Annotated in this window: 11 protein-coding genes; 4 read left to right on the plus strand and 7 right to left on the minus strand. The window is 64.5% G+C overall.

Translation table 11 applies throughout. From position 1 onward, the window contains the following. Positions 1 to 91: 91 nt before the first annotated feature. Positions 92 to 943, minus strand: coding sequence for an AraC family transcriptional regulator (locus ABIB90_RS22180; RefSeq protein ID WP_354201367.1), 852 nt, complete (start codon positions 941 to 943; stop codon positions 92 to 94). A 60-nt stretch (positions 944 to 1003) separates the two neighbouring features. Here ABIB90_RS22180 and ABIB90_RS22185 point away from each other — a divergent pair, with 60 nt between their 5' ends. Further along, on the plus strand, positions 1004 to 2176 hold the full coding sequence (locus tag ABIB90_RS22185) for an MFS transporter (protein ID WP_354168208.1): 1173 nt from the start codon (positions 1004 to 1006) through the stop codon (positions 2174 to 2176). A 577-nt stretch (positions 2177 to 2753) separates the two neighbouring features. Next, complete coding sequence (locus tag ABIB90_RS22190; RefSeq protein WP_354201368.1) at positions 2754 to 5021, plus strand: cation:proton antiporter domain-containing protein; 2268 nt, start codon at positions 2754 to 2756, stop codon at positions 5019 to 5021. Here ABIB90_RS22190 and ABIB90_RS22195 read toward each other — a convergent pair. Next, positions 5018 to 8176 (minus strand): efflux RND transporter permease subunit, encoded by a 3159-nt coding sequence (locus tag ABIB90_RS22195; RefSeq protein ID WP_354201369.1) that lies wholly within the window; start codon positions 8174 to 8176, stop codon positions 5018 to 5020. The genes ABIB90_RS22190 and ABIB90_RS22195 overlap by 4 nt on opposite strands. Positions 8177 to 8191: 15 nt before the next feature. Continuing rightward, complete coding sequence (locus ABIB90_RS22200; protein ID WP_354168202.1) at positions 8192 to 9385, minus strand: efflux RND transporter periplasmic adaptor subunit; 1194 nt, start codon at positions 9383 to 9385, stop codon at positions 8192 to 8194. Between the two features lie 255 nt (positions 9386 to 9640). Between ABIB90_RS22200 and ABIB90_RS22205 the strand changes: the two genes are divergently transcribed. Further along, positions 9641 to 10459, plus strand: coding sequence for an ABC transporter substrate-binding protein (locus ABIB90_RS22205; protein ID WP_354201370.1), 819 nt, complete (start codon positions 9641 to 9643; stop codon positions 10457 to 10459). Between the two features lie 129 nt (positions 10460 to 10588). On the opposite strand, the gene ABIB90_RS22210 is transcribed toward ABIB90_RS22205, so the two are convergent. From ABIB90_RS22210 to ABIB90_RS22225, 4 genes are all read right to left on the minus strand, one after another. Then, positions 10589 to 11662 carry a hypothetical protein gene (locus ABIB90_RS22210; protein WP_354168198.1) on the minus strand — a complete coding sequence of 358 codons (1074 nt, stop codon included), beginning with the start codon at positions 11660 to 11662 and terminating at the stop codon, positions 10589 to 10591. Between the two features lie 41 nt (positions 11663 to 11703). Further along, complete coding sequence (locus tag ABIB90_RS22215) at positions 11704 to 12153, minus strand: cupin domain-containing protein (protein WP_007595617.1); 450 nt, start codon at positions 12151 to 12153, stop codon at positions 11704 to 11706. Between the two features lie 77 nt (positions 12154 to 12230). Further along, positions 12231 to 14072 carry an ATP-binding protein gene (locus tag ABIB90_RS22220; protein ID WP_354201371.1) on the minus strand — a complete coding sequence of 614 codons (1842 nt, stop codon included), beginning with the start codon at positions 14070 to 14072 and terminating at the stop codon, positions 12231 to 12233. Positions 14073 to 14213: 141 nt separating this feature from the next. Next, on the minus strand, positions 14214 to 14846 hold the full coding sequence (locus ABIB90_RS22225; RefSeq protein WP_007595614.1) for a cupin domain-containing protein: 633 nt from the start codon (positions 14844 to 14846) through the stop codon (positions 14214 to 14216). 220 nt (positions 14847 to 15066) lie between these two features. Here ABIB90_RS22225 and ABIB90_RS22230 point away from each other — a divergent pair, with 220 nt between their 5' ends. Continuing rightward, positions 15067 to 16758 (plus strand): peptide ABC transporter substrate-binding protein, encoded by a 1692-nt coding sequence (locus ABIB90_RS22230; protein ID WP_354201372.1) that lies wholly within the window; start codon positions 15067 to 15069, stop codon positions 16756 to 16758. Positions 16759 to 16776 lie beyond the last annotated feature (18 nt).

Genomic DNA, 16776 nt, shown 5'->3' on the forward strand with positions numbered 1-16776 from the left:
AGTTTAGCGGGGGCGGGCGGTTCGAAAACCCAAAGAAAGCTGTCATGCTCCGGCTTGACCGGGGCATCCAGTACGCCGCAGCTTTTCGGTTCTAGCCGCGCCGTCCCAGAGTACTGGATCGCCCGGTCAAGCCGGGCGATGACACCGAATGTGTGACAAACTCCGTCGGCGTCCGCCCCGTCACCTGGCGGAACGCCGCCGAAAACGCCGGCACGCTGGCATAGCCGAGCTGGGTCGCGAGCTGCTTCACCGACACGTTTGCATCGGTCGACAGCCGCTGGATCGCCGCCGCGATTCTTGCGCGCTGGCACCAGCTCTTGAAGCTCAGCTGCGTCTCGGTCGAAAACAGCCGCGACAGCGTGCGCGCGGAGGTTCCGACCTCGCGCGCCAGCGTGCCGATGTCGTGCAGGGCGGTGGGATCGTCGAGCACGATCATGGCCGCGCGCCGGCAGCGCGGCTCGTGCGGCAGCGGCACGAAGGTTGCGGAATCCTCGGCCTGAACCAGTTCCAGCATCACCAGGCGCACCAGCAGATCGGTCCGCTCCTCGGTATTGCGCGCGTCGAACAGCGCGAGGATCGCCTGGTTCAGCAGCGGCGACACCCGCACCACGAATTCCTTGGTCAGTCCCTCATGGCGCTGCTCGCGCTTCAGCCAGGCGAGGTCGAAATACAGCGTGCGCATCTCGATGTCGGCGAGCAGATCGATGGCGTGCTGGAGCCCGGCGGGGACCCAGACCGCGCGGTCCGGCGGCACCAGCCAGCGCCCCCCGGGCGTCGTCACCTGCATGGTGCCCCTGGCGGCATAGATCAGCTGTGCCTCGCGGTGCATATGCGGATCGATCCGCATGCCCTTGGGGTAGTCGCGCGCGACCAGATGCACGCCCGCGGGCGAGCGATGATTGCTCCGGACCGCCCGGAGGATTGGCGTCTCGACGACAGTCATTGGCGGCATCCCGTCACTCGCCCGACATATAACTCATTTCGGAGCAGGAGAGGATTCGGAATGAACAGCCCCAGCCGGGTGATCAGTTTCGTCAACGCGGGCCATTTCATCGACCATTACGCGATGCTGATTTTCGCGGCCGCGGTGATCATCATGGGGCCGGCGCTCGGCATGGCCTATTCGGAACTCTTGCCTTATGCGACGCCGGGCTTCGTCGCCTTCGGCGCGGGCTCGCTGCTCACCGGCTGGCTCGGCGACCGCTGGAGCCGTCGCCACATGATGCTGATCTTTTTCGTCGGCATCGGCGCCTCCATGATCTCGGTCGGGTTCGTGCAGACGCAGGCTGAGCTTGGCGCGGCGCTGTTCGCGATCGGCATTTTTGCCTCGATCTATCATCCCGTCGGCACCGCCATGATCGTGTCCTACGCCGACAGGCTCGGCCGCGAGATGGGCATCAACGGCGTCTGGGGCAATCTCGGCGTCGCATCGTCAGCGCTGGTCACAGGCGTGATCGGCCAGTACCTCGGCTGGCGCTTCGCCTTCATCGTCCCGGGCATCGTCACCATCCTGATCGGTATCGCCTTTGCGATGATGGTCGTGCACGAGGACCGCAAGGGCTCGAAGCAGGCGGCAGCGCAGGCGCGGGTCGCCAAGCAGGACATGTGGCGCGTGATCCTGTCGCTGCTGATCGTGGTGATCGCGATCTCCACCACGTTCAATGCCGTCACCGTGGCGCTGCCAAAGCTGTTCGCGGAGCGGCTCGCCGATCTCACCAAAAGCCCGGCGCTGCTTGGTGTTATTGCCGCCTGCGTCTACGTGTTCGGCGCGATGACGCAATACACGATCGGCCGGCTGCTCGACCGCTATTCGCTGAAGACGGTGGCGCTGCCGCTGTCCTTCATGCTGGCGCCGTTCCTGTATCTGGCCGCGAGCCTGTCCAATTTGCCGCTGATCCTGGTCTCGATCGGCATCGTCATGGGCGCGTTCGGGCAGGTCACGGTCAACGACGCCATGGTCGGCAAATACACCAGCGAGGAATGGCGCTCGCGCGCCTATGCCGTGCGCTACTTCATCGGCTTCACCGCGGCCGGCGCCTCGGTCGGCCTGGTCGCCTGGCTCTACGAGCAGGGCGGCTTCGTCACCATGCTGCATGCCTTCGCCGCACTCTGCCTGCTCGCGATCGCAGCCGCGATCATTCTGCCGCGCGAGATCAGGACACCGCACGCGGTGTGAGGGCAATAGTCTCGTGTTCCGGACAAGCTGCAACGCGCGAGCGTTGCGGCGCAGAGCCGGGACCCAGAGGCTGCGAATTCCCGTGCCGCATGGGCCCCGGCTCTGCAGCGTACCGCCGAAGTGGCGCTGCGCTGCGTCCGGGGCACGAGGGGGCGTAACATCAGCTCTTTCCACGCCGTCATTGCGAGGAGCGCAGCGACGAAGCAATCCAGAATCTTTCCAGGGAGGGATTCTGGATTGCTTCCGCCTTCGCTAAGCTTCGGCGGACAAGTCGCTGCGCTCGCAATGACGGGGATGTGGCGGCGGCTCGCTTAGTCTGCCGATGATGCCATCATGCCAGTGTTTTGCCCGACGGAGCAAGTGATTTTCGGCAAAGACGAAATTTGAGTTTCGCAGAGACAAAATTTTTCTTCAGTCTTTTCAACCTCATCCCTACTGTGCATGGGGTTGTTTTCGCGTTTTTTGGTGTTGTCCCCTTACCCGGCCGCGAACTCAAGGAACTCCGGTTGCCTGCCGCGGGTTCTATCCCCGTCATCCCGGCACCTCGCCGGGGCAGATGAAGGGGGAAAATTCTTGCATGCAGTGGAGCCTGCTCCGACCGGTCGGCCTTGTCCCCGCGGCGCTTGTCCTCACCACAGTTGCGGCCAGTGCCGAGGGCGGCAAATCGGCCGGTCCGTCGGAATTCCTGCTGGTGGCCCAAATCGTGCTGTTGATCGCGGTCGGCCGCGGTCTCGGCGAGATCATGCAGCGCCTCGGCCAGCCCTCGGTGATCGGCGAATTGCTCGCCGGCATCCTGCTCGGTCCCTCGCTGTTCGGTTGGGTCTGGCCTGACGCGCAGCACGCGATCTTCCCCAAGACGCCCGAGCAGAAAGCGATGATCGACGGCATCGCCCAGTTCGGCATCCTGCTGCTGTTGCTGCTGACCGGCATGGAGACCGACCTCAAGCTGGTCAGGAAGGTCGGCAAGGCCGCGATCGCGATCTCGATCGCCGGCATCCTCGTGCCCTTCGCCTGCGGCTTCGCGCTCGGCGAGTTCCTGCCGGACACGCTGTTGCCGAATCCGCAAGCCCGCCTGGTGGCGTCGCTGTTCATGGGCACGGCGCTGTCGATTTCCTCGGTGAAGATCGTCGCGGTGGTGGTGCGCGAGATGAACTTCATGCGCCGCAATGTCGGCCAGATCATCGTCGCCACCGCCGTCATCGACGACACCATCGGCTGGATCATCATCGCCGTCATCTTCAGCCTGGCGTCGCACGGCACGCTGGATATCGCCTCGGTGGCGAAAGCCGTGCTCGGCACGCTCGCCTTCCTCGCCATCAGCTTCACCATCGGCCGCCGCCTCGCGTTCCAGCTCATCCGCTGGGCCAACGACAATCTCGTCAGCACCGCGCCGGTCATCACGGTGATCCTGCTGATGATGTGCGCCATGGCGCTGATCACGCATCTGATCGGCGTTCACACCGTGCTCGGCGCCTTTGTCGCCGGCATTCTGGTCGGCGAGTCCCCGATCCTGACGCGGCAGATCGACGAGCGCCTGCGCGGGTTGATATCCAGCTTCTTCATGCCGGTGTTCTTCGGTCTGGCCGGCTTGAGCGCCGACCTCACGGTGCTGCGCGATCCCCATCTGCTGATGCTCACCGGCCTGCTGGTCGTGATCGCCAGTGTCGGCAAGTTCGGCGGCGCCTTCGTCGGCGGAACCGTGGGCGGGCTGAACACACGGGAGTCGCTGGCCCTCGCAAGCGGGATGAACGCGCGCGGCTCGACCGAGGTGATCATCGCCACCATCGGTCTTTCGATCGGCGTGCTCAGCCAGAACCTGTTCACGATGATCGTGACCATGGCGATCGTGACCACGATGGCGATGCCGCCGATGCTGCGCGCGGCGCTGGCGAAGCTGCCGATGAACAAGGAGGAGCAGGAGCGCCTGGAGCGCGAAGAGTTCGAGAGGCGCGGCTTCGTCGCCAATCTCGAACGTCCTTTGCTGGCAGTGGACGAAAGTGTCAACGCCACCTTCGCCGCCCACATTGCCGGCCTGATCGCCGGCATGCGCGGTCTGCCGATCACGGTGCTGCACGTCGGCAAGCGCGCCAAGGAGCAGGAGAAGGAGAGCGGCGAGGCGGAAAGCCACGAGGCGGTGGTGAAGAAGGCCGCCGAGACCGTCTCGGCCCATGGCGATGGCGATTCCGGCAGCGTCGATGTCGTCACCCGGGCAAGGCGTGCGGAGCTCGGCGCGTCCATCGCCGACGAAGCGCGCAAGGGCTTCGACCTCCTGGTCATCGGCGTCGACAAGGTTGCTGCCGCCAAGGATCGCTTCGATCGGAGGATCGAGGACATCGCAGCGCAATTCGAAGGACCGCTCGCGATCGTGGCGGCCAAGGGCAAGCACCTGAAGCAGCCGATGCCCGAGGCGCTCAACATCCTCGTTCCGGTCTCCGGCAGCGGCGTCTCCAAGCGCGGCGCCGAGGTCGCGGTCGCGCTGGCGCAGGCGGGATCAGGCTCGCTCCGGGTGATCTATGTCGCGACGACGCGGGACAAGGGCGCGCAGCGCGGCGCCTCTCGGGGTCTGAGCCACGAGGCCGGCATCCTGAAGGACGCCAGCGATCTCGCCGCCCGCTACGAGGTCGACATCACCACGACCTTGCGCGCGAATCGGACGCCGGAAGCGGCGATCCTGCGCGAGATCGAGACCACCGACGTCGATCTCGTGGTGATGGGCGTCGACCGCATCCAGGCCGATCACCTCTCCTTCGGCGGCGTCGCCGACGCCGTGCTCAGGCAGGCAAAGGTTTCGGTGCTCCTGGTCTCGAGCGGCGAGGCGCGGCAGGTGGCTGCGGAGCAAGCCTAGGACTTCACCTCGGCCACTGCCACCGCCTTCGGAATCTTCTTCGACGCACGCCAGTTCTCGAAGCGCTGCACCACCACGAAGAACGCCGGCACGAACAGCACCGCAAGGCAGGTCGAGGCCAGCATGCCCGAGAACACGGTGATACCGATCGACTTGCGCGCGCTGGCGCCGGCGCCGGTCGCGATCACCAGCGGCACCACCCCGAGGATGAAGGCGAACGACGTCATCAAGATCGGGCGGAAGCGGGCGCGCGCAGCTTCGATGGCGGATTCCAGCACCGGCTTGCCGTCGCGGCCGTGCAGCTCGAGCCCGACCTCGACGATCAGGATGGCGTTCTTGGCCGACAGCGCAATCAGCAGGATCAGGCCGATCTGGCAATAGAGGTTGTTGTCGATCTTCAGGGCATTGAGGATCAGCATGGGGCCGAGCAACGACAGCGGCACCGCCAGGATCACCGAGATCGGCGCGTACCAGCTCTCGTACTGGCCGGCGAGCACGAGATAGACCAGCAGCATGGCGAGCCCGAACACCCAGTAGATCTGGTTGGAGACGGCCTTCTCCTGATAGGACATCGCGGTCCATTCGTAGCCGGTGCCCGGCGGCAGCGTCTTGTCCGCGATCTCCTCCATCAGCTTCAGCGACTGGCCGGAGGAGTAGCCCTGCGCGGGGAGGCCGATGACGGTTGAGGACGGATAGAGATTGTAGAGGCTGATCAGCGAGGGGCCGGTGGCCGGCGTGATCGTGGCGACCGTGCCGATCGGGATCATGTCGCCGTTCGAGTTGCGCACCATCATGTTGGCGATGTCGCGCTCGGTGACGCGGAAGGCCGGATCGGCTTGCGTGTAGACCTGGAACACGCGGCCGAACTTGTTGAACTGGTTGACATAGGACGAGCCGAGATAGGTCGATAGCGCCGCGAACACCTGGTCCGTCGTGACATGCAGCGTCTGGGTCTTGATGCGGTCGATTTCGACGTTGAATTGCGGCACCGAAGAGCGGAACGAGGACTGCACGCGCTGCAGCGCGCTCTGGCTCTGGCCGTTGGAGACCATCGCGCCCGTGATGGCCTGGAGCTTGGCGAAATCGCTGTTGCCGTCGCGCAGCTCGACCTGCATCGAGAAGCCGGCCGCGTTGCCGATGCCCTGGATCGGCGGCGGCGGCAGCACCAGCGTGCGCGCCTCCATGATGACCGCGAGCTTGTCGTTCAGCCCGTAGACCAGCGAGCGCAGATCCTCGCCCGGTCCTTTGCGCGCGTCCCAGTCCTTCAGGATGATGTAGGCGACGCCGGCGTTGGCAAGGCTGGCGCTGTTGTCGAGCGCGGAGATGCCGGCGATGGTGATGACCTGCTGGACTCCGGGCGTGTCCTTGATCAGCTCGCTCGCTCTGTCGAGCACCTTCTGGGTCCGCTCCAGCGCGGCACCGTCAGGGAGTTGCACGGCGGCGATCAGATAGCCCTGATCTTCGATCGGAAGGAAGCCGGTCGGCACGCGGGACAGGCCATAGCCGCCGATCACGATCAGCACCAGTGCGATCGCGACCGAGATCGTGCTGTTCCTGCACAGCACGCCGATCAGTCGGATGTAGCCGCGCTCGACGCGGTTATAGACCGCGTTGAAGCCGCGATAGAAGAAGTTGCGCTGCTCCGGCGGCACCGTCGGCCGCAGCCAGAGCGCGCACTGGGTCGGCTTCAGCGTCGCCGCGTTGATGGCGGACAGAAGCGCGGTCGCGGCGATCACTAGCGCGAATTGCGAATAGATGCGGCCGGTGAGCCCGGCGAGGAACGACGCCGGCAAAAACACCGAGATCAACACCAGCGTGATGCCGACGATCGGCGCGAACAACTGGTCCATTGCTTTGATCGCGGCGTCGTGGCCGTTCATGCCCTGCTCGATGTTGTGGGCCGCGCCTTCCACCACGACGATGGCGTCGTCGACGACGATGCCAATCGCGAGGACGATCGCGAACAGCGTCGACATGTTGATGGTGAAGCCGAGCGCCGCCATGGCGGCGAAGGCGCCGATGATGGTCACCGGCACCGTGGTGGCCGGCACCAGCATCGCGCGCCAGTCCTGCAGGAACACCAGGATCACGACCAGCACCAGCAGGCCGGCCTCGATCAGCGTCATGTAGACCTCGTGCACCGAGGCCTGCACGAACTTTGTGGTGTCGAACGGCGTATCGTACTTCATGCCTTGCGGGAACGCCTTCGCGAGCTCCGCCATCTTCTTCTCGACGGCCTGTTCGACCTGGAGTGCATTGGCGCCCGGCGACTGGAACACGCCGATGCCGGTGGCCGGCTGCTTGTTGAGCGAGAAGATCTGGCTGTAGGTCTGCGCGCCGAGCTCGACCCAGCCGACGTCGCGCACCCGCGTGACGTCGCCGCTGGTGCCCGATTTGACGATGATGTTCTCGAACTCGGCGGTGTCGTCGAGCCTGCCGTTGACGTTGAGGGTGTACTGAAACGCCTGGCCCGGCGGCGTCGGCGGCGCACCGACCTGGCCGGCCGAGACCTGCTGGCTCTGCTGCTGGATCGCCTGGATGACGTCCTGCGGCACCAGGCCACGGACCTGCAGCTTGTTCGGATCGAGCCACACCCGCATCGAATACTGACCGGCGCCGAACACGGTGACGTTGCCGACGCCAGGCAGGCGCGAGAGTTCGTCGCGGAGGTTGATGGTGGCGTAGTTGCTCAAATAAAGGCTGTCGAACGTCTTGTCGGGCGAGGTCAGCGTCACGAATAGCAGGATCGAGGTCGATTTCTTCTGGACAGTGACGCCCTGGTTCTGCACGGACTGGGGCAGTTGCGACAGCGCGCTGGAGACGCGGTTCTGCACCAGCACCTGCGCGAAGTTGAGGTCGGTGCCGATCTTGAACGTCACGGTCAACGTATAGGTGCCGTCGGAGCCGCTGTAGGACTGCATATAGAGCATGTCCTCGACGCCGTTGACCTGCTGCTCGATCGGCAGTGCCACGGTGTCGATCACGGTCTTGGCGCTGGCGCCGGGATAGCGGGTCGTGACCTGCACCGTCGGCGGCACCACGTCGGGATATTGCGCGATCGCGAGGTTGAACAGCGCGACGCCGCCGATCAGGATCATCAACAGCGCGATGACGTTCGAGAGGACCGGCCGCTCGATGAAGAATTTTGAGATCATGGCAGGCGCTCCTACTTACTTGGCAGACGCCTGCGGCTGCTCGATCTTCGTCATCTGAGGGTCGATCTTCTGGCCCGGAATCACCCGCAGCAGCCCTGCGGTCACCACGCGGTCGTCCGGCTTCAACCCGCTCTCGATCACGCGCAGGCCGTTGTCGACGGGGCCGATCTGCACCTTGCGCTGCTCGACGACGTTGTCGCCGTTGACGACGAGGAGATAGCGGCCGCCCTGGTCGCTGCCGAGCGCGGTGTCGGGCACGAGCAGGGCGTCCTTCTCCTGGGTGAAGGGCACGCGGACGCGGACGAAATAGCCGGGCAGCAGCACCCGCTTGTCGTTGGGCACGAGACCGCGCACCGCGAGCGTGCCGGTCGACTGGGTGAGGGTCGGGGCGACATAGTCGAGCTTGCCCTCATGCGGATAGCCTGCCTCGGTCTGCAAACCGACTTGAATCGGGAATTGCTTCATGTCGGCGGCGGTGAGCCCCCGGCGGGCGGCCTCGGCACGGATGCGCAGCACGTCCTGCTCGTTGACTGTGAAGTTCACATAGATCGGATCCATCGCGACGATGGAGGCGAGTTGAGTGGGCGAGGAGACCCCGACGAGTTCGCCGATCGAGACCATATGCGCGCTGACGACGCCGTCGAATGGTGCGCTCACCTTGGTGTAGCCGTAGTTGACTTCGGCGAGGCGGGTGTTGGCCTGGGCCTGCTGGAGGCTGGCCTGTGCGTTGTCGCGGTTCGAGGTCGAGCTGTCCAAAGTCGCTTGCGAGACCGCTTGCCGCTGCACGAGATCGCTCTGCCGCTTGAAGTCGGCTTCCGCCTGCCGGAGCGAGGCCTGCGCGCCGGCCTCGGCCGCCTGCGCCTGGTCGAGCTTGAGCTTGTAGGTTTCGGGCTCGATCGTGAACAGCTGGGTGCCCTGCTTGACGAACGCGCCGTCCTGGTAGTCGATCGATTGCAGGAATCCCTGCACGCGCGCGACGAGATCGACATTCTTGACCGGCGCGGTGTTGCCGGTGGCCTCGACATACCGCGTCACCGGGCGCTGTACGGGCGTAGCCACGTCCACCTTGGGCGGGGGCGGGGCGACGAAACTGTTCTTGTCCTCGCAGCCGGTGAGTGCGGCCACGGCCATCGCGGCGGCCAGTGCCCGCCCGACATGTCTCCACGCTCCGTTGCTTCGTGCGGGAGATGCGGGATTCGCGCAGGTCATTCGGTGGCCCCCGGTTGCTGTCTGTCGGGGCGGGAGGCTATCAACAAATGCCCGGACGTGGAACACCATAGCCATGGCAGTCGTCGGCCTTGCACCGCAGACTGCGCTGTGGCCTTTGGCAGCTTTGCCGTCACAAACCGCTTTTCATCGCGCGCACGATCGACCAGAATTATGTCACAGGCTGAGCGACGGCGCGCGAAGCGGTCGGGACAAAAAAGAGAAGAATAAAAGAAGAAAAGGTCGGGAGATCATGACATGCCCACGCCTCTCCAGTCGGTGCTTAAATCGGTCCTTGCCGGCCTCGTTCTCGCCGCGGCGGTTGCCATGCCCGCGCTAGCCGATGGCCTGAAGGACGAGATCGCGCCGACCGGCAGGCTGCGGGTCGCGATCGCGATCAGCCCGGCGGGCGGCGCGTTCTGGTCCACCAAAACCGAAGCCGGCTATGCCGGCGTTCCGGTCGATCTCGGCAAGGAGATGGCCGCCCAGCTCGGCGTGCCCGTCGAATATGTCGTGCACCAGAACTCCGGCCAGATCACCGATGCCGCATCGAAAGGCACTCTTGAAAAAGGTGCTTGGGACGTCACCTGGCTCCCCAAGGATCCCGAGCGCGAGAGCAGGATGACGTTCGGTCCGATCTACGAGGTCGCGGATGCCACCTACATCGTCAAATCAGGCTCGAACGTCACCAATTTCGCCACGCTCGACCAGGTGGGCATCAAGGTCGCGGCCGTCAACGCCACCACCACCATGCGCGGCGCGGTTGCCCATCTGAAGAATGCGAAGGTCACGGGCTACCAGACCTATGACGAAATCTTCGGCCTCCTGAAGAGCGGCGAGATCGACGCCTTCGCGCTGTCGCGCGACCAGCTCAACAAGATGGCGCAGAAGATTCCGGGCACGCGAGTGCTCGACGAGACCTTCAAGAAGACCGTCACCGCGGTCGCCGTCCCGCTCGGCCATCCCCAAGCGCTGACCTTCGCCGCCAAGTTCATGAACGAGGCGGTGACGAACGGCACCTTGCGCAAGGCGTATGACAACAACGGCCTGAAGGACACTCCGATCCGCACCGAGTAGGACAGGCCAGTGCGATCGGATATGAACAGCTAGGAGGCTGCCGATCATGCTCGGCCTGCATGGTTCGAGATGCCCGCTTTGGCGGGCTCCTCACCATGAGGGTTTGATGTCCCGCCGCAAACCGCGACCTCAGCGCGGCTTGATCTCCGCATACTTCGCCATCGCCTTCTCGAATTTCCGCTTGAACAGCCACATTGCGCCAAGGATCTCGCGGAAGCTTGCCGAGGTGCGCGCCCGGTCGGCCTGTCCGAATGCGAAGATGCTGTTGTTGCGCAGGTGCTTCATGATCGTCGGACTGGACACCCTGTAGTTCAGGAGATCGCCGGACTTGAGCGCCGACCGTGTCGGCGTAGGAACGATCTGGATCAGCTCGAACAGCTTCATCTGCTCGATCCGGTCGGGCAGCGTCTTCACGATTCCCGGGATCTCCCGGAAAACATCCGCATGCGCGTTCATCAGGCCATCGCGTACGTTGGTCCAGTGATTGAAGCGATGATCGGTACCGCTGGCCCGCGCCTCCTCCTTGTCGTCGCGCGCACTCAACCCGGGATCGGCCGCCGCGATCTCGCCCTTGATGGCTTCCCACTTCCTGCGGCCGTTGCGGTCCTCGGACGGGCCGGTCTGGAAGCTGCCCATATAGGTGTTCGAGCGTCCGTTGCGGACGTTCTGCTTGCCGTTGGTTTCGGCGAAGAACAGCCCGAGGCTGATCCGGCCCGCGGCCTCGGCGTGGTCAGGCGCCAGCCCCTTCGCGCGTGCGATCGCGACCGCGAGATCGACCACGTCCTTGAACGGCGTCGCCGAGTTCTGCGCGCCAGCCGGCGGCGCTTCCATGATGTCGAACAGTATTGAGTATTCGTCGATCAACGGTTCGATATCGGCGTCGAAATAGGCTGGAGGAATTTCGAATTTGTTGGGCCTGCCGATCCGGGACGGCATGGCGTCGGTGAGATCCTTGTAAGCACTGATCACGGCGACGCGTGCCAGATACAGCGCTTGGCCCGGCAGGTTCGGCAGTGGCTGCTTCGCCTCGATCTGGCGCCGCCGCTCGGCCAGGATTGCCTTGAAATCGCCGAGCGCACGCTCGTAGGTCGCAACCGCTTCCGCTTGCCTGGCCGTAAGCGTTTGCGCCTGGCTCGGAACGAACGTCGTAAGGAGCAGTCCAAGCGCCGCGATGATGGCGAGGAGTTGACGTCGTGCAGTCATGGCCGGTTCCCCCAACGATTCGTCGGTCGGGGGATCGTAGCCTAGTCGTTGGCTTCGGGCGGCAGGAAGTCGACCTCGTGCAGCGCCGAGATGCGCACGACCTCGGCCGGGTCGGTCAGGTCATGGAGCTGATTGAACAGCGCCTCCAGCTTCTGCATCGGCGAGACCCAGAACAACGCGCGGGCCGGTTTGTCGGATTTGTTGAAATAGCCGTGCGGGATGCCGCGCGGCAGGCGCACGAGATCGCCGGCATGGGCCTTGACCCATTTTCCGTCGAGCTTGAGGTCGAGCGTGCCTTCCTGCACCAGGATGAATTCGTCCTGGGTCGGATGGATGTGCACCGGCACGAACTGGCCAGGATCGCTGTTGGTCTCGAACGCGAAAGTGGACTCGGTGACGGCCTTCGGGAAGTAGACCTGGCCGAGGATGTTCCAGGTCTTGCCGCCATAGCCCGTACCGTTCGCGGTGATGCCCTTTTCGAGTGCAGTCATGGCTCGCCTCCAATGGGATTGTAACCGAGACGGAGTGTTGCGCAGCAGCCATGCGCTGTCCATGCGCAAGACGCGCCCTAACGCCCGTCGTGTTCAGCCGCCTGCCTGCGCAGAAAGCCTTCGAGATCGGCCTGCACGGAATAGGGCGTCGGGATCGGATCACCCGCGTCGTCGACAGCGGTATCGAGAGAGCGGCGCAGCATGCGTGCGAGCTCGGCCTTGCGGTAGGGCTTTGTCAGAAGCGGCGCGCCCTTGGTGGCGCGTCCCTGCGCATGCGGGGCGTCGTAGGCATAGCCCGACGTGAACAGCACCCGCAGCGAGGGGCGCGCTGCCACCATCTCGTCGGCGAGCTCTCGTCCATTCAAGCTGCCGGCCATCACGATGTCGGTGAAAAGCAGGTCGAAGGGCGTTCCTTCGGCGGCGATGGCGAGCGCCTCGGCCGCATTGGCGGCCGGGATGACCTTGTAGCCGAGGCTTTCGAGCTGGACCGTGACGTACTGGCGGACGTCGCGGTCGTCCTCGACACAAAGAATGGTTTCGGTCCCACCCACGACCTTGCGCTCGTCATAGCCGGTGGGGCGAAGCGTGCTCGCCTCCGCCTTCGGCAGGTAGATCGTGAAAGTCGTGCCGCGTCCTTCTTCGGAAGCGACCTTGATGCCGCCGCCGGACTGCTTGATGAATCCGAACACCATGCTGAGCCCGAGCCCCGTGCCCTTGCCGACGCCCTTGGTCGAGAAGAAGGGATCGAAGATTCGCTCCAGAATGGCCGGTGGAATGCCGGTGCCGGTGTCGGCGATCTCGATCTCGACATAGTCGCCGGCATAGCCGGCCCCGACCGCCACCGCCTCGCGGACGCCGAACACGACGTTGCGCGTCGTCAACGTCAGTCTGCCGCCATCCAGCATCGCGTCGCGGGCGTTGATTGCGAGGTTGAGAAGCGCCGAGCTCAATTGGCCGCGATCGACCAGGGCGAGCCAGACGTTGCCGTCGAGCCGGGTCACGATCTCGATCTTCTTGTCGAAGGTTGCCAGCAGCAGCTTTGCGAGCTCTTCGAGCAGTTCGTTGATGTCGCTCTCGGCCGGCTTGAGCGCCTGCTTGCGGGCAAAGGACAACAGGCTCGACGTCAGCGCGGCGCCGCGGTCGGCGGCGTCGCTGATCAGCTTGGTGATGGTGGCGAGCGGCGGATTGTCCTTCACTGCGTCGGCGAGGATCTCGATCGTGCCCGTGATCACGGTGAGCATGTTGTTGAATTCGTGCGCGATGCCGCCGGTGAGCTGGCCGACAGCCTCCATCTTCTGGACCTGGATCAGCTGCTCCTCGGCGGCGCGCTTCCGCGTGACGTCCTTGACGAAATTGTTGATGAGGGTGCGTCCCCCGAGGTGGAGCGCCGTGCTGGACGCCTCGATCAGGATGTCATCGCCGTTTCGGTGCAGCAGGGTCGCTTCGAACCGGATGCCGATCGGCGTATCCGACAATTCCGGCAGCAGCCGCATCATGCGTTGCCTGAAGCCGTCGCGCAGCGGCTCGGCGATGAGGAGGTTGACGACGTCGGTGCCGAGCGCCTCCTTGCGCGTCCATCCGGTCAGGGCCTCGGCCTGAATGCTCCATTCCAGCACGATGCCGTTCTGGTCGGTCTGGACGAAGGCATCGAGCGCGGTCTTGATGACGGCTTGCGTCAGCTGTGCGCTGGCCCGCGCCTGCTCGGTCAGTTGCGCGGCGGCGCGTTTGTCCTGCGCCGTTTCGATCGCGCGCGTGCACAGACGAGCCAGCAGGGCCGCAATGGCGCCGCTTGCGAGCAGCGCGACGATCTGGGCAATGCCGAACCCGGTGCCGATCGCGGCATAGGAGACGAGGAGAGCCGCCGCGGTCACGATGACCTGCGCGGCCATCGCGAGTGTCAGAAGCCCCCTGAGTTTCATGGTCTCACACCAACGCGTCAGTCGCAGACCCTCGTGTCCGCCCTGTCAATGACCGGCTCCACGTGAGCTACAGATGTGAGCTACAGATTCCGCGCGGCGGCGTCGAGGGGCAATTTGCGGTGGTGCCGGGTTGGCGGCGCTTCAACCTGCCGGCGAATCGGTCTGGCGCAGCGTCGTCACCCAGATCACGCGGGCCGTCTGCTGGGTCGGGTTGTCGAACATGTGCGGCACGATGCTCGGAAAGCGAAAGCTGTCGCCGGCCTCGAGCAGATGGGCCTGGTTGTCGAGCCACAGCCGCAGGCTGCCCGAGAGGATATAGCCCGCCTTCTCGCCGGTGTGCTGCAGAAAATCGGTGCCGGACGAGGCGCCGGGATTGAGCGTGAGCTCGTAGAGTTCGAGCTGGCCTTTGTCTGCCGGCGTCAACGCTTCCTTGACGACGCCGCTGGCGGTGAGCCGCAGCAGGCGCCGGCTGTTCTTGCGCACGATGTAGCGCTGCACGTCGGCGGGATCGGTGGTCTCGAAGAAATAGGAGATCGGAACGTCGAGCGCGATGCTGAGCAGGCGCAACGTGCGGATCGACGGCATGGCACGCGCGCGTTCGAGCTGGCTGATCATGCCGTTGGAGAGGCCGGTCTTGTTGGCGACGTCCTGGATCGACAGGCCCGCACGCTGGCGCAGCAGCCGCACGGTCTCGCCGAGGCGCTGGTCGACCGCATCGTCGGCCTCTATCGCCGGTGCGTCCTTCGGATCGTTGATCTCGCCGCGACCATCCATGTCGCTCTCCCATACATCATCTCAGCCCCGGACAATGGCGGTCTGGAGCTTCAGTCGGAGTGAAAAGGTCGCGCATCCTAGCAATCCGATTGACAGCTGTATTTAGTCGTGATGAACTTTTGATAGAAAAATTTAGAAGCACTAAAGCCCACTCCTGTCCCTTTGCCGGGGATCTCGGGGGCGCGGGAGACGGTGCCGCGTGCGACAACGGAGAGTGGTCATGGCGGACGACACCGGGCAGTTCGGCGTTGGGGCAATGCATCTCGGCAATCCGAATCGCCGTCAGATCTTTAAGCTCGGTGCGGGCGCCGCGGCGGGATGGACGCTTTCGGGCCACGCGTTTGCGCAGACCGAACGCCCGACCAATCCGCCGGACAAGCCGCGCGGGCAGGTGATCGCGGCGCTGTCGCAGGAGCCGACGGTCTTTCATCCCCTGATGCCGGGCATCGAAGTCGATCAGGGCATCTGGTGGCAGGTGTTCTCGCCGCTCTGGTTCATCGATCCCGACGGCAAGTTCGTTCCCGACCTCGCCCGCGAAGTCCCGACCATCGAGAATGGCGGCCTGTCGGCCGACGGCCTGACCTGGAAGATCAAGCTCCGCAGCGACGTGAAATGGCACGACGGCACGGCGTTCACGGCCGAGGACGTGAAGTTCTCGCTCGAGCTGATCAACAATCCCGATTTCCGCGCGCGCAGCCGCGTCGGCCATAGTCTCGTGAAGGACATCAAGGTCGTCGCGCCCGACGAGGTTCACTGGCGCATGGAAGCTCCCTATTCGCCCTACATGTCGATCCTGGGATCGCTGACCTTCATCGTGCCCAAGCACATCCTGGAGAAGGTGACAGATCCGAACGCCTCGCCGTTCCACAATGCGCCCGTCGGCACCGGACCGTTCCGCTGGGGCGAGCGCGTGCCCGGCGACCACATTCAGCTGAATGCCCATACCGGCTATCACGGCAAGGGACCTTACGTTGAGCGCGTGGTGTTCAAGTATATTCCCGACCTGACCGTGCTCTACACCCAGTTCCGCACCGGGCAGGTCGACTACACCGGCCTGCAAGGCATTTTGCCGAACTTCGTGCAGGAGGCGAAGACGCTGAAGGGGCGCAAGATCTTCGTCTCCTCGACGTCGTCGGTGGAGCACATCGCTCCCAATCTGGAGTTCGGCGCGTTGGCGGACCGCACCGTGCGCGAGGCGCTTTATCTCGCGATTAATAAGCAAGCGATCATCGATGCGCTGAACTACGGCTTGCCGACGCAGACTGAAAGCTTCGTGCCGCAGCAGGCCTGGTCATTCCAGCAGGGGCTGCCGCAGCACAAATACGATCCGGCCAAGGCCAACACGCTGCTCGATGCGGCCGGCTGGGTGCGTGGCTCTGGCGGGGTGCGCGAGAAGGGCGGCGTCAAGCTCGAATTCACCAATTCAACGACGTCGGGCAATGCGGTGCGCGAGCAGACCCAGCAATTGCTGATCCAGGACTGGCGCGCGATCGGTGCCGCGATGCGCGTGAACAACATGCCGGCCGCGGTGATCTGGGGCGACTTCTGGCAGCAATCGAAATTCAATTCGGTGATCGTGGGGGTGAATTTCATGCTCGGCAGCGACCCCGACGTGACGCCCCGCTTCGGCTCCGGCGCCATTCCTGCCAAGGGTGGCCGCGGCTACAACACCTATCAGTATCGCAACCCGGAGGCCGATCGCTTGCTCGCCGAAGGCGCCAAGCAATTCGATCTGGCGCAGCGCAAGACGACCTATGGCAATCTGCAAAAGCTGATCCGGGACGACCTCGCGATCCTGCCGCTATTCCAGGGCTTCATCGCCGAAGGCGTGAAGGAAGGCCTCCAGGGTTTCCGTCCCAACGTCAACATGTCGATCAACTGCTGGAACATCCGCGAATGGTATTGGGCCTGATGGTTCAGGTGCGCGAGA

It is taken from the genome of Bradyrhizobium sp. JR4.1 (genome assembly GCF_040548605.1).
Taxonomy (GTDB): domain Bacteria; phylum Pseudomonadota; class Alphaproteobacteria; order Rhizobiales; family Xanthobacteraceae; genus Bradyrhizobium; species Bradyrhizobium canariense.